Raw genomic sequence first — 13,474 nt, forward strand, 5'->3', positions numbered from 1 at the left:
GCTTTGGCCGCCTCGCTACGAGCATAAAAAAACCCGCGCCAAGGCGCGGGTTCTTAGTCTTAACAGGAAGACGATTCAGTTCTGAGTGTCGTCCACCGGTCTACCGCGCACAGTTGATGCGTTTAGTAGTAGTAGACCAGCGAAACGAACGTGACGAATCATGAATCTTGCTCCCGTGAAAACCGATATGCTTTTAGTGGTACTGGATACGCACTTTGATGTCAACCCCCCGGCGAAATCTGGCGATGTGGAAGCGCAAATCTCCGCGCACTGTTTTAGTTTAATCTGCTGTCTAATTAGCGTGATCGCGACATTCTTGCTTGTTGTGCTGATAAGACTTTTCGTAAGAAAAAGCGAAGGGAAGGTTCGGGGAATTAATAATCCTTTTCGGCGAGATGTTAAAGAAAATGGTGGGTAGGGCAATCGACTTATGATTATCGTTACAAAACAGCTATGGAAGTGAAAATATTAAAAATTAATTTATATTACAGGGCTGAGTAATGCTTTTTTTAATTTCATCCAGGAAATTAAATGTAAGCTTTATATATTCCTAAATTTTCACACTGCGCTTCTAATAATGCTATATGCGTGATAAATCATCTTCCTGAATATTATTATTACACAAGTCAAGGGAGTTTATCATGACGACGGATTGCAATTTTCCCGGGGAAAGTATTTATAATCAAAAGGTTAATGACGGCGAGAAGCCACAATTACGTTCGGTTGATCTCAATTTGCTGACCGTTTTTGATGCCGTTATGCAGGAACAAAACATTACGCGTGCAGCCCATGCCTTGGGTATGTCTCAACCCGCCGTCAGTAATGCCGTTGCGCGTCTTAAGGTGATGTTTAACGACGAACTTTTTGTTCGTTATGGTCGAGGTATTCAACCTACCGCACGTTCGTATCAGCTTTTTGGCGCGATAAGACAGGCACTTCAGTTGGTGCAAAATGAACTGCCTGGCTCCGGTTTTGATCCACAAAGCAGCGAGCGGATTTTTAATCTTTGCGTATGCAGTCCACTCGATAATTTCTTGACTTCGGTTATTTACAATAATGTGAAAGCCGTCGCACCAAATATAAAACTGATATTCAAATCTGATCTAAATCACAGTACCGAACATCAGTTGCGCTATCAGGAAATAGAGTTTGTGATCGGCTATGAAGAATTTCGTCGTCCGGAGTTTTCCTGCGTCCCGCTGTTTAAAGATGAAATGGTGCTGGCGGTGAGCCAACAACATCCGCGCATCGCTGACCTGACGACGGAAAACAGCCTGTTTAACGAGCAGCATGCCGTTGTTTCGCTGGAGCGCTACGCCTCTTTTAGCCAGCCCTGGTACGACACGGTCGAAAAGCGCAACCGCATTGCCTATCAAGGAATGGCGCTGCCCAGCGTATTAAACGTTGTCTCTCAAACCCATCTGGTTGCTATTGCGCCGCGCTGGCTGGTGGAGCGCTTTGCCAGCGGGCTGGCGCTGCATACGCTGCCGTTGCCGCTTACGCTCAATAGCCGTACCTGCTGCCTCTCATGGCACGAATCCGCCGGTCGGGATAAGGGGCATCAGTGGATGGAGGAGCTGCTGGTGTCGGTCTGTAGCCACTAAGCGGCGTGCGGAATAAACCGGTCAGCTGAATTCCGGTTTATTCTGCCTTTATCTATATAACCACTATTTTATTCTGATTTATCCCGCCAGCGAATCTCTGCACGATGTTAAAAATGCATGAATTACTGAACATTCCCTTATCACAGCGATCAATGGTCATCGTCGCGGCTTATTACAGACGTTTTCACCAGCTCTTTATTTAAGACCTCCTGTTTCTGCTTTTAGCGGGGCTTTTCCTCGCCTGAGGTCGGATTGCCTGCCAGATTTTGAGCGGTTATGGTAACTGCCATTCATAATCAGAAAGCAGGATGTCCTGTTCTGAACAGAGCGACAGTGCGGAAATGAGTTCTGCCGTCAGTCGACAAACGTAAGCCTGGAGGCAAAGCATGGAGATGTTGTCTGGAGCCGAGATGGTCGTGCGATCGCTCATCGATCAAGGCGTAAAGAAGGTATTCGGCTACCCCGGAGGCGCGGTACTTGATATCTACGACGCCCTGCATACCGTCGGTGGCATCGAGCATGTGCTGGTGCGCCATGAGCAGGCGGCCGTTCACATGGCAGACGGGCTGGCGCGTGCGACAGGTGAAGTGGGGGTAGTGCTGGTGACTTCCGGCCCCGGCGCGACAAACGCCATCACCGGTATCGCGACAGCTTATATGGACTCCATCCCGCTGGTGGTGCTCTCCGGTCAGGTAGCGACCTCGCTGATTGGCTACGACGCCTTCCAGGAGTGCGACATGGTGGGCATCTCCCGCCCGGTGGTGAAACACAGCTTCCTGGTGAAGCAGGCGGAAGATATCCCCGGCGTATTAAAAAAGGCGTTCTGGCTCGCCGCCAGCGGGCGCCCGGGGCCGGTGGTAGTGGATCTGCCGAAAGATATTATGAACCCCGCGAACAAGCTGCCCTATCTCTGGCCGGAGTCGGTCAGCATGCGCTCCTATAACCCGACCACGCAGGGGCACAAAGGGCAGATTAAACGCGCCCTCCAAACCCTGGTCGCCGCCAAAAAACCGGTCTTCTACGTCGGCGGTGGGGCGATTACTTCTGCCTGCGACGCCCCGCTGCGCCAGCTGGCTGAAACGCTGAATGCGCCGGTGGTCTCCTCATTAATGGGGCTGGGCGTCTTCCCAGCTTCCCATCGTCAGTCGCTCGGCATGCTCGGTATGCACGGGACGTATGAAGCGAATATGACGATGCATCATGCCGACGTGATCTTTGCCGTTGGCGTGCGTTTTGACGATCGCACCACCAATAATTTGCTGAAGTACTGCCCCGACGCGACGGTGCTGCATATCGATATCGATCCCACCTCTATCTCTAAAACCGTGCAGGCGGATGTGCCGATTGTTGGCGATGCGCGCCAGGTGCTGGAGCAGATGCTTGAGTTGCTTGAACAGGAGCGCGCCTCGCAGCCGCACGATGAGATCCGCGACTGGTGGCTGCGCATTGAGCAGTGGCGCGCGCGCCAGTGCCTGAAATATGACACGCAAAGCGAAAGCATTAAACCGCAGGCGGTGATTGAGGCGGCCTGGCGTCTGACTAAGGGCGACGCTTACGTCACCTCCGATGTTGGCCAGCACCAGATGTTTGCCGCGCTCTATTACCGCTTTGATAAACCGCGCCGCTGGATCAACTCCGGCGGCCTCGGCACGATGGGCTTCGGCTTGCCTGCCGCGCTGGGCGTAAAAATGGCACTGCCGGACGAGACGGTGATTTGCGTCACCGGCGACGGCAGTATCCAGATGAATATCCAGGAGCTTTCGACGGCGCTGCAATATGAGCTGCCGGTGCTGGTTCTCAACCTTAACAACCGCTACCTCGGCATGGTGAAGCAGTGGCAGGATATGATCTACTCCGGGCGCCACTCGCAATCCTATATGGAGTCTTTACCAGATTTTGCCCGTCTCGCCGAAGCGTATGGTCATGTTGGTATCCGCATTACCCGTCCGGAAGAGCTGGAGGCGAAGCTCGCCGAGGCGCTGGAGCAGGTGAAAAACAATCGTCTGGTCTTTGTCGATGTGACCGTTGACGGAAGTGAACACGTTTATCCGATGCAGATCCGCGGCGGCGGCATGGATGAGATGTGGTTAAGCAAAACGGAGAGAACCTGATTATGCGCCGGATATTGTCTGTCTTACTGGAAAACGAATCGGGCGCGTTATCGCGCGTCATTGGCCTCTTCTCACAGCGCGGCTATAACATTGAGAGCCTGACGGTCGCGCCAACGGACGATCCCACCCTGTCGCGGATGACCATCCAGACCGTGGGCGATCAAAAGGTCCTTGAACAGATCGAAAAGCAGCTGCACAAACTGGTGGACGTGCTGCGCGTAAACGAGCTGGGGCAGGGGGCCTATGTTGAGCGTGAGATCATGCTGGTGAAGATCCAGGCCAGCGGCTATGGCCGTGAAGAGGTTAAACGCAACGCGGAGATCTTCCGCGGGCAGATCATTGACGTCACGCCGTCGATTTACACGGTTCAGCTCGCCGGCACCAGCGACAAGCTGGATGCGTTCCTCGCCACAATTCGTGATGTAGCGAAGATTGTTGAAGTAGCGCGCTCCGGCGTGGTCGGTTTATCACGCGGCGATAAAATCATGCGCTAATGCGAGCAAGGTTCCACATTTTTAAGCCCGGCTGATTATGCCGGGCTTTTTTTTGCGAAATCAGCCGGAAGCAGAGAGAAAAGCGGTTGCCGCAGTTACCTTTCTGCGCTTAGATGTTATGGAAATTAACCTATATCCCTAAAAAGGTTATGGTGCGCATCATTTTAAGGGGCAATTGTGAAACTGGATGAAATCGCCCGGCTCGCCGGCGTCTCACGAACCACGGCAAGCTACGTCATTAACGGAAAGGCGAAGCAGTATCGTGTCAGCGATAAAACCGTAGAGAAAGTTATGGCGGTCGTTCGTGAGCATAACTACCACCCGAACGCGGTGGCAGCTGGGTTACGAGCAGGACGCACCCGATCGATCGGACTGGTCATTCCCGATCTGGAAAACACAAGCTATACCCGTATTGCTAATTATCTGGAGCGCCAGGCGCGCCAGCGCGGCTACCAGCTGCTGATCGCCTGTTCTGAAGATCAGCCTGATAACGAGATGCGTTGCATCGAACATCTGCTGCAACGGCAGGTGGATGCGATCATCGTCTCGACCTCGCTTCCGCCGGAGCACCCCTTCTATCAGCGCTGGGCGAATGACGCCTTCCCGATTGTCGCGCTCGATCGCGCGCTGGATCGTGAGCACTTCACCAGCGTGGTCGGGGCCGATCAGGAGGATTCAGAGATGCTGGCGGCGGAGCTGCGTAAAATGCCGGCGGAGCGCGTGCTCTATTTAGGCGCGCTGCCGGAGCTCTCGGTGAGCTTCCTGCGCGAGCAGGGTTTCCGTACAGCCTGGAAAGACGATCCCCGCGAGGTGAAGTATCTCTACGCCAATGGCTATGAGCGCGACGCCGCCGCCCAGTTATTTGAAAAGTGGCTGGAAACCAACGAGATGCCGGAAGCGATGTTTATCACCTCTTTCGCGCTGCTGCAGGGCGTGCTGGATGTGACGCTGCGCCGCGACGGCAAGCTGCCTTCCAATCTGTCGATAGCCACCTTTGGCGATCATGAACTGCTCGATTTCCTGCAGTGTCCGGTGCTGGCCGTGGCGCAGCGTCACCGTGACGTTGCCGAGCGGGTGCTCGAGATCGTGCTGGCAAGCCTTGATGAGCCGCGCAAGCCGAAGCCGGGGTTAAGCCGTATTCGACGTAATCTCTATCGACGCGGCATATTAAGCCGGGTATAAATAAACGCAATTAAGGCAGCGCCCGCTGCCTTTTTCCTTTTCAACATTTCGCCTTAATCGAAATAGTGCTATTTAACTCCTCAGATAAATCCTTAATTTACGAAGATGCTCTGATTTATTATTTCTTTAAGTTTCTTTACTTCCGATTTCTCACTGCCCGTTAAGAAGTTACTGATGATGATTTCTGTATTGAATTGTTACATCTCCTGATCGCATTCGATTAATTAACAACCACTTTTGTTGAGAGGAACATCACCTTAGCGAAACCGGGGCTAAGTTAGCGCCAGCTCCTGCATCTGGCGCTGTTAAGTCGCGCCGTTATGCCTTAAAATGCCGCCCGCGTCGCAAACTGACACTTTATATTTCGCGTACAGAAACGGAATGGTCTGAAACCCCAGGGCCTATATTCCCCCCTTTTTTCTTGCAAATATTCATGACGTTAATTTGCCTCGTAAGCTGAGCACTATTTCACCGACGCTGATATTCATTACGAATAAGGGATCTTTTGTTCTCGTTGGCCTTTGCGCTGGCTTGACAAGCTTTTCCTCCGCTCCGTAAACTCCCTCGGTGGGGTTTTGTGGGATAAAGTGGTGGAAATGATCATGCGGGGGTAAACCGGACATGTTCCGTGGCGCGACGTTAGTCAATCTCGACAGCAAAGGGCGGTTATCCGTTCCGACCCGTTATCGGGATTCGCTGCAGGAGAGTGCCTCCGGCCAGATGGTCTGTACCATTGATATTCGCCACACATGCCTGCTGCTTTACCCTCTGCCCGAATGGGAAATTATCGAGCAAAAACTGTCGCGGCTGTCGAGCATGAACCCGCTTGAGCGGCGCGTACAACGTTTATTGCTGGGGCATGCCAGCGAGTGCCAGATGGATAGCGCCGGTCGCATCTTAATTGCGCCTGTCTTACGGCAGCACGCCGGGCTAACCAAAGAAGTGATGCTGGTCGGACAGTTCAATAAATTTGAGCTGTGGGATGAAACGACCTGGTATCAACAGGTCAGGGAAGATATTGACGCTGAGCAATCCGGTTCCGAAGGACTTTCGGATCGGTTGCAGGATTTGTCTCTTTAATGATGATGGAAAATTTTAAACACACAACGGTGCTGCTGGATGAGGCCGTTAACGGCCTGAATATTCGTCCGGATGGCATTTACATTGATGGCACTTTTGGTCGCGGTGGACACTCGCGCCTGATCCTCTCCCAACTGGGGGCGGAAGGCCGCTTGCTGGCAATCGATCGCGATCCGCAGGCAATTGAAGTTGCGAAGACCATTAATGACCCGCGCTTCTCCATCATTCATGGACCCTTTTCTGCGCTCGCTGATTATGTCAGCGAGCGCGATCTTATTGGCAAGATCGACGGCATTCTCCTCGATCTTGGCGTCTCTTCACCGCAGCTTGACGATCCGGAACGCGGCTTCTCCTTTATGCGAGACGGCCCGCTGGATATGCGTATGGATCCGACGCGCGGCCAGTCTGCCGCCCAGTGGCTGCAAACCGCAGACGAAGCGGATATCGCCTGGGTGCTGAAAACCTTTGGCGAAGAGCGCTTTGCTAAACGCATTGCCCGCGCCATCGTCGAGCGTAATCGCCTCGATCCGATGACCCGCACCAAAGCGCTGGCGGAAGTGGTGGCAGCAGCGACGCCGATAAAAGATAAGTTTAAACATCCCGCGACCCGTACCTTCCAGGCGGTGCGCATCTGGGTGAACAGTGAACTGGAGGAGATAGAGCAGGCGCTAAAAAACTCGCTCGATGTGCTGGCCCCGGGAGGCCGGCTTTCTGTCATCAGCTTCCACTCGCTGGAAGACCGCATTGTGAAACGCTTTATGCGTGAGCAAAGCCGTGGGCCGCAGGTTCCTGCCGGGCTGCCGATGACCGAAGCGCAACTCAGCAAGCTGGGTGGCCGTCAACTGCGAGCCTTAGGAAAAATGATGCCGGGCGAAGAAGAAGTGGCGGAAAACCCACGTGCCCGTAGTTCAGTTCTGCGTATTGCAGAGAGGACGAACGCATGATCGGCAGAGTGACGGAGACCCTCAGCAAAGTTAAGGGATCGTTAGGAAGCAGCGAGCGCCATGCCTTGCCTGGCGTGATCGGCGACGATCTTTTGCGGTTCGGGAAACTGCCACTCTGCCTGTTCATTTGCATCATCATGACGGCCATCACGGTCGTCACCACCGCGCACCATACCCGTCTGTTGACCGCACAGCGTGAACAACTGGTGATTGAGCGCGACGCGCTGGATATCGAATGGCGCAACCTGATTCTTGAAGAGAACGCCCTCGGCGATCATAGCCGGGTCGAACGGATTGCTACCGAGAAGCTGCAGATGCAGCACGTCGATCCTTCACAGGAAAATATAGTGGTGCAGAAATAGCGATGAAAAAGGAACAACCCAGCGCATGAAAGCCGCGGCGAAGATGGTGAAAGCGAAACGCCAGGAAGAGCAGGCCAACTTTATAAGTTGGCGTTTTGCGTTGCTTTGCGGCTGTATTTTATTGGCGCTCGGCTTCCTGATTGGCCGCGTCGCGTATCTGCAAATTATCAACCCCGATATGCTGGTGCGCCAGGGCGATATGCGCTCGCTGCGCGTGCAGGAGGTGGCGACCTCGCGTGGGATGATCACCGACCGCTCCGGGCGTCCGCTGGCGGTCAGCGTGCCGGTAAAAGCGATCTGGGCTGACCCGAAAGAGCTGCATGACGCAGGCGGCGTAACGCTGGATAACCGCTGGAAAGCGCTCTCCGATGCGCTCAATATGCCGCTCGACCAGCTCGCTTCGCGCATTAACGCCAACCCGAAGATGCGCTTTATCTATCTTGCCCGCCAGGTCAATCCGGATCTGGGGGACTACATCAAAAAACTCAAGCTTCCCGGCATTCATCTGCGCGAAGAGTCGCGCCGCTACTACCCCTCCGGAGAAGTGACCGCTCACCTGATCGGCTTTACTAACGTCGACAGCCAGGGGATTGAAGGGGTCGAAAAGAGCTTTGATAAGTGGCTTACCGGCCAGCCGGGCGAGCGCATCGTGCGTAAAGATCGCTATGGCCGCGTAATTGAGGATATCTCCTCGACCGACAGCCAGGCGGCGCACAACCTCGCGCTGAGCATTGATGAACGTCTGCAGGCGCTGGTTTACCGCGAGCTGAACAACGCCGTGGCATTTAACAAAGCCGAATCCGGCAGCGCCGTGCTGGTGGATGTCAACACCGGCGAAGTGCTGGCGATGGCCAACAGCCCCTCCTATAACCCGAACAACTTCTCCGGCACCGCCAAAGACGCGATGCGTAACCGCGCTATCACCGACGTTTTCGAACCCGGTTCGACGGTGAAACCGATGGTGGTAATGACCGCGCTGCAACGCGGCGTGGTTAACCCCAATACGGTGCTTAACACCGTGCCTTACCGAATTAACGGTCACGAAATCAAAGACGTGGCGCGCTATAGCGAATTGACCCTTACCGGGGTGCTGCAGAAGTCGAGTAACGTTGGCGTATCCAAGCTGGCGTTAGCGATGCCCTCCTCAGCGTTAGTAGATACTTACTCACGTTTTGGACTGGGAAAAACGACCAATTTGGGGATGGTCGGGGAACGCAGTGGCTTATTTCCTCAAAAACAACGGTGGTCTGACATAGAGAGGGCCACCTTCTCTTTCGGCTACGGGCTAATGGTAACGCCGTTACAGTTAGCGCGAGTCTACGCAACCATTGGCAGCTACGGCATCTATCGCCCACTGTCGATTACCAAAGTCGACCCGCCCGTACCGGGTGAGCGCGTCTTCAACGAATCCATTGTCCGCACCGTGGTGCATATGATGGAGAGCGTGGCGCTGCCGGGCGGCGGTGGGGTAAAAGCGGCCATTAAGGGCTATCGCATCGCGATCAAAACCGGTACCGCGAAAAAAGTCGGGCCGGATGGGCGCTACATCAACAAATACATTGCATACACTGCGGGCGTCGCGCCTGCCAGCCGGCCGCGCTTTGCGCTGGTGGTGGTCATTAACGATCCGCAAGCGGGCAAATACTACGGTGGCGCGGTCTCTGCGCCGGTCTTCGGTGCCATCATGGGCGGCGTACTGCGCACCATGAACATCGAGCCGGATGCGCTGACCACGGGCGAAAAAAGTGAGTTTGTAATTAATCAAGGCGAGGGATCAGGTGGCAGATCGTAATTTGCGCGACCTTCTCGCTCCGTGGGTACCCATGCTACCTGCGCGAGCACTACGAGAGATGACACTCGACAGCCGTGTGGCTGCGTCGGGCGATCTCTTCGTGGCGGTGGTCGGTCATCAGGCGGACGGGCGTCGTTATATCCCGCAGGCGATTGCGCAAGGTGTTGCTGCCATTATTGCTGAGGCGAAAGACGAGGCAAATGACGGTGAAATTCGTGAAATGCACGGCGTGCCGGTGGTTTACTTAAGCCAGTTGAATGAGCGTCTCTCTGCGCTGGCGGGCCGCTTCTACGGCGAGCCGTCAGACCAGCTACGCCTGATTGGCGTCACCGGTACTAACGGTAAAACCACCACCACGCAGCTGTTAGCGCAGTGGAGCCAGCTGCTCGGCGAAACCAGCGCGGTGATGGGTACGGTCGGCAACGGCCTGCTCGGTAAAGTGGTGCCGACGGAAAACACGACCGGTTCTGCGGTCGATGTTCAGCATGTGATTGCCGGTCTCGCGGAGCAGGGCGCTACCCTTGCCGCGATGGAGGTCTCCTCCCACGGTTTAGTTCAGCATCGCGTGGCGGCGCTGAAATTCGCCGCCTCGGTGTTCACCAATTTAAGCCGCGATCACCTCGATTATCACGGCGATATGACCCATTACGAAGCCGCCAAATGGCTGCTCTTCTCCTCGCACCACTACGGCCAGGCGATCATCAACGCCGATGACGAAGTGGGCCGCCGCTGGCTGGCAAACCTGCCGGATGCGGTTGCCGTGTCGATGGAAGGCCATATCAACCCGGATTGCCACGGGCGCTGGCTGAAAACCCTGAGCGTTGATTACCACGACAGCGGGGCGACCATTCGCTTCGACTCCAGCTGGGGTGAAGGGGAAATCGAAAGCCGCCTGATGGGCGCGTTTAACGTCAGCAACCTGCTGCTGGCGCTGGCAACCCTGCTGGCGCTTGGCTATCCCCTCAGCGATCTGCTGAAAACCGCTCCCCGCCTGCAACCCGTTTGTGGCCGGATGGAAGTGTTTAGCGCGCCAGGCAAACCGACGGTGGTGGTGGATTATGCCCACACGCCGGACGCGCTGGAAAAAGCGCTGCAGGCCGCGCGCCTGCACTGTACAGGAAAACTGTGGTGCGTCTTTGGCTGCGGCGGCGATCGTGACAAGGGCAAACGTCCGCTGATGGGCGCGATTGCCGAAGAGTTTGCCGATGTGCCGGTCGTCACCGATGACAACCCGCGCACCGAAGAGCCACGCGCCATCATTAATGACATTCTCGCCGGTATGCTCGACGCCGGACGCGCGCATGTTGTCGAGGGCCGCGCCGAAGCGGTGACCAACGCCATTATGCAGGCCAAAGAGAACGATGTGGTGCTGCTGGCAGGTAAAGGCCATGAAGATTATCAGATTGTCGGCACCCACCGTCTGGATTACTCAGACCGTGTCACCGCCGCGCGTCTGCTGGGGGTAGTAGCATGATTAGCGTAACGCTCAGCCAGCTTGCCGGCACGCTGCACGGTGAACTTTTAGGTCAGGACGTCACAATTGACGCCGTGACCAGCGATACCCGCAAACTGACGCCGGGCTGCCTGTTTGTGGCGCTGAAAGGCGAACGTTTCGACGCCCACGACTTTGCCGATCAAGCCAAAGCGGGCGGCGCGGGCGCGCTGCTGGTGAGCCGCAAACTGGATACCGATCTGCCGCAGCTGGTGGTGGGTGATACCCGCCAGGCCTTTGGCGAACTGGCGGCATGGGTGCGTCAGCAGGTGCCGACGCGCGTCGTTGCGCTGACCGGCTCCTCCGGTAAAACCTCGGTGAAAGAGATGACCGCCGCCATTCTTGGCGAGTGCGGCAATACCCTCTACACCGCGGGCAACCTGAACAATGACATCGGCGTGCCGATGACCCTGCTGCGTCTCACCAAAGAGCATCAGTACGCGGTGATTGAGCTGGGTGCTAATCACCAGGGGGAAATCGCCTGGACCGTCAGCCTGACCCGCCCGGAAGCGGCGCTGGTTAACAACCTGGCCGCTGCGCATCTGGAAGGATTCGGATCGCTGGCGGGCGTGGCGAAGGCGAAAGGTGAAATCTACACCGGCCTGCCGTCCAACGGTATTGCCATCCTCAATGCCGATAACAATGACTGGCTGAACTGGCAGAGCATTATCGGCGATCGCAAAGTGTGGCGCTTCTCGCCCAACGCGGCGAACAGCGATTTTACCGCCACCAATGTGCATATCACCTCGCACGGCACCGAGTTCACGCTGCAAACGCCGACCGGCAATGCCGAGGTGACTTTACCTCTGCCGGGACGTCACAACATTGCTAACGCGCTGGCAGCGACCGCGCTGGCAATGGCGGTGGGCGCATCTCTCGATGCGGTAAAACAGGGCCTGGCGAAACTGAAAGCGGTGCCGGGCCGTCTCTTCCCGGTGCGCCTCGGTGAAAACCAGCTGCTGCTGGACGATACCTATAACGCTAACGTCGGCTCGATGACCGCCGCTGCGCACGTGCTGGCAGAGATGCCTGGCTACCGCGTGATGGTGGTGGGCGATATGGCGGAGCTGGGCGATGAGAGCGAAGCCTGCCACGTTCAGGTCGGCGAAGCGGCAAAAGCCGTCGGTATCGACAAGGTGCTGAGCGTCGGCACATTAAGTAAAGCGCTCAGCGACGCCAGCGGCGTTGGCGAGCATTTCAACGATAAAGCTGCGGCCACGGCGCGTTTAACAGCGCTGATTGCCGAGCACCCAATGATTACCATTTTAGTGAAAGGTTCACGTAGCTCCGCCATGGAAGAGGTGGTACGCGACTTACAGGAGAACGGGACATGTTAGTTTGGCTGGCCGAGCATTTGGTCAAATATTATTCCGGCTTTAACGTCTTTTCCTATCTGACGTTTCGCGCCATTGTCAGCCTGCTGACCGCGCTCTTCATCTCCTTATGGATGGGGCCGCGCATGATCGCCCGCTTGCAGAAACTCTCTTTTGGCCAGGTTGTGCGTAACGACGGCCCGGAATCGCACTTCAGTAAACGCGGTACGCCGACAATGGGCGGGATTATGATCCTGACCGCAATTGTTGTCTCGGTGTTGCTGTGGGCTTACCCCTCCAACCCCTACGTCTGGTGCGTACTGGTGGTGCTGGTGGGCTACGGCATCATCGGCTTTGTCGATGATTACCGCAAAGTGGTGCGCAAAGATACCAAGGGACTTATCGCCCGCTGGAAGTACTTCTGGATGTCGGTGATTGCGCTGGGCGTCGCGTTTGCGCTCTACCTTGCCGGAAAAGATACCCCCGCCACCGAACTGGTGGTGCCGTTCTTTAAAGATGTGATGCCGCAGCTCGGTCTGTTCTATGTGCTGCTCGCTTACTTTGTAATTGTCGGCACCGGTAACGCCGTCAACCTGACGGATGGCCTCGATGGGCTGGCGATTATGCCAACCGTCTTTGTCGCAGGCGGTTTCGCGCTGGTGGCCTGGGCGACCGGTAACATGAACTTCGCCAACTATCTGCACATTCCTTATCTGCGTCACGCGGGTGAGCTGGTGATCGTCTGTACGGCGATTGTCGGTGCCGGGCTCGGTTTCCTGTGGTTTAACACCTATCCGGCGCAGGTCTTTATGGGCGATGTCGGATCGCTGGCGCTCGGCGGCGCGCTCGGCATTATCGCCGTGCTGCTGCGCCAGGAGTTCCTGTTGGTGATTATGGGCGGCGTCTTTGTGGTGGAAACGCTGTCGGTGATTTTGCAGGTTGGCTCGTTCAAACTGCGCGGCCAGCGCATTTTCCGTATGGCGCCGATTCACCACCACTATGAATTGAAGGGCTGGCCGGAGCCGCGCGTGATTGTGCGCTTCTGGATTATTTCGCTGATGCTGGTGCTGATTGGCCTGGCAACGCTGAAGGTACGTTAA

Annotated in this window: 12 protein-coding genes; 11 read left to right on the top strand and 1 reads right to left on the bottom strand. The window is 55.8% G+C overall.

Annotated elements, in window-relative coordinates; all coding sequences use genetic code 11:
* Nucleotides 1-75: 75 nt before the first annotated feature.
* A complete protein-coding gene (leuL, locus tag IAE48_RS24305; RefSeq protein WP_128484107.1) occupies nt 76-162 on the bottom strand; it encodes a leu operon leader peptide in 87 nt (28 codons plus the stop codon).
* Between the two features lie 479 nt (nt 163-641).
* Between leuL and leuO the strand changes: the two genes are divergently transcribed.
* From leuO to mraY, 11 genes are all read left to right on the top strand, one after another.
* Nucleotides 642-1,604 (top strand): transcriptional regulator LeuO, encoded by a 963-nt coding sequence (gene leuO, locus IAE48_RS09845; RefSeq protein WP_200134236.1) that lies wholly within the window; start codon nt 642-644, stop codon nt 1,602-1,604.
* Between the two features lie 386 nt (nt 1,605-1,990).
* Nucleotides 1,991-3,715, top strand: a complete 1,725-nt coding sequence (ilvI, locus tag IAE48_RS09850) for an acetolactate synthase 3 large subunit (protein ID WP_200134237.1) — start codon at nt 1,991-1,993, stop codon at nt 3,713-3,715.
* A gap of 2 nt (nt 3,716-3,717) precedes the next feature.
* Nucleotides 3,718-4,209, top strand: a complete 492-nt coding sequence (gene ilvN / locus IAE48_RS09855) for an acetolactate synthase small subunit (RefSeq protein ID WP_007373137.1) — start codon at nt 3,718-3,720, stop codon at nt 4,207-4,209.
* 177 nt (nt 4,210-4,386) lie between these two features.
* A complete protein-coding gene (gene cra / locus IAE48_RS09860; protein WP_042718373.1) occupies nt 4,387-5,391 on the top strand; it encodes a catabolite repressor/activator in 1,005 nt (334 codons plus the stop codon).
* 621 nt (nt 5,392-6,012) lie between these two features.
* A complete protein-coding gene (mraZ, locus tag IAE48_RS09865; RefSeq protein WP_023480198.1) occupies nt 6,013-6,471 on the top strand; it encodes a division/cell wall cluster transcriptional repressor MraZ in 459 nt (152 codons plus the stop codon).
* Nucleotides 6,472-6,473: 2 nt separating this feature from the next.
* Nucleotides 6,474-7,415 (top strand): 16S rRNA (cytosine(1402)-N(4))-methyltransferase RsmH, encoded by a 942-nt coding sequence (gene rsmH, locus IAE48_RS09870; protein ID WP_023480357.1) that lies wholly within the window; start codon nt 6,474-6,476, stop codon nt 7,413-7,415.
* Nucleotides 7,412-7,777, top strand: a complete 366-nt coding sequence (gene ftsL, locus IAE48_RS09875; protein ID WP_023480380.1) for a cell division protein FtsL — start codon at nt 7,412-7,414, stop codon at nt 7,775-7,777. Before rsmH ends, ftsL begins: the two co-directional genes overlap by 4 nt.
* A 25-nt stretch (nt 7,778-7,802) precedes the next feature.
* On the top strand, nt 7,803-9,569 hold the full coding sequence (locus IAE48_RS09880) for a peptidoglycan glycosyltransferase FtsI (RefSeq protein WP_023480405.1): 1,767 nt from the start codon (nt 7,803-7,805) through the stop codon (nt 9,567-9,569).
* Nucleotides 9,556-11,043 (top strand): UDP-N-acetylmuramoyl-L-alanyl-D-glutamate--2,6-diaminopimelate ligase, encoded by a 1,488-nt coding sequence (murE, locus tag IAE48_RS09885; protein ID WP_054802799.1) that lies wholly within the window; start codon nt 9,556-9,558, stop codon nt 11,041-11,043. Before IAE48_RS09880 ends, murE begins: the two co-directional genes overlap by 14 nt.
* Nucleotides 11,040-12,398, top strand: coding sequence for a UDP-N-acetylmuramoyl-tripeptide--D-alanyl-D-alanine ligase (murF, locus tag IAE48_RS09890; RefSeq protein ID WP_200134238.1), 1,359 nt, complete (start codon nt 11,040-11,042; stop codon nt 12,396-12,398). The genes murE and murF overlap by 4 nt, the downstream gene beginning before the upstream one ends.
* Nucleotides 12,392-13,474, top strand: coding sequence for a phospho-N-acetylmuramoyl-pentapeptide-transferase (mraY, locus tag IAE48_RS09895; RefSeq protein WP_023480302.1), 1,083 nt, complete (start codon nt 12,392-12,394; stop codon nt 13,472-13,474). The genes murF and mraY overlap by 7 nt, the downstream gene beginning before the upstream one ends.

The organism is Kosakonia sp. S57 (genome assembly GCF_016516575.1).
Lineage (GTDB): Bacteria > Pseudomonadota > Gammaproteobacteria > Enterobacterales > Enterobacteriaceae > Kosakonia > Kosakonia cowanii.

Excerpts from the sequence above, each read along its gene's own strand:
- leuL (WP_128484107.1), bottom strand. The coding sequence starts at position 162 with ATGATTCGTCACGTTCGTTTCGCTGGTCTACTACTACTAAACGCATCA.
- leuO (WP_200134236.1), top strand. The coding sequence starts at position 642 with ATGACGACGGATTGCAATTTTCCCGGGGAAAGTATTTATAATCAAAAG.
- ilvI (WP_200134237.1), top strand. The coding sequence starts at position 1,991 with ATGGAGATGTTGTCTGGAGCCGAGATGGTCGTGCGATCGCTCATCGAT.
- ilvN (WP_007373137.1), top strand. The coding sequence starts at position 3,718 with ATGCGCCGGATATTGTCTGTCTTACTGGAAAACGAATCGGGCGCGTTA.
- mraZ (WP_023480198.1), top strand. The coding sequence starts at position 6,013 with ATGTTCCGTGGCGCGACGTTAGTCAATCTCGACAGCAAAGGGCGGTTA.
- rsmH (WP_023480357.1), top strand. The coding sequence starts at position 6,474 with ATGATGGAAAATTTTAAACACACAACGGTGCTGCTGGATGAGGCCGTT.
- ftsL (WP_023480380.1), top strand. The coding sequence starts at position 7,412 with ATGATCGGCAGAGTGACGGAGACCCTCAGCAAAGTTAAGGGATCGTTA.
- IAE48_RS09880 (WP_023480405.1), top strand. The coding sequence starts at position 7,803 with ATGAAAGCCGCGGCGAAGATGGTGAAAGCGAAACGCCAGGAAGAGCAG.
- murF (WP_200134238.1), top strand. The coding sequence starts at position 11,040 with ATGATTAGCGTAACGCTCAGCCAGCTTGCCGGCACGCTGCACGGTGAA.
- mraY (WP_023480302.1), top strand. The coding sequence starts at position 12,392 with ATGTTAGTTTGGCTGGCCGAGCATTTGGTCAAATATTATTCCGGCTTT.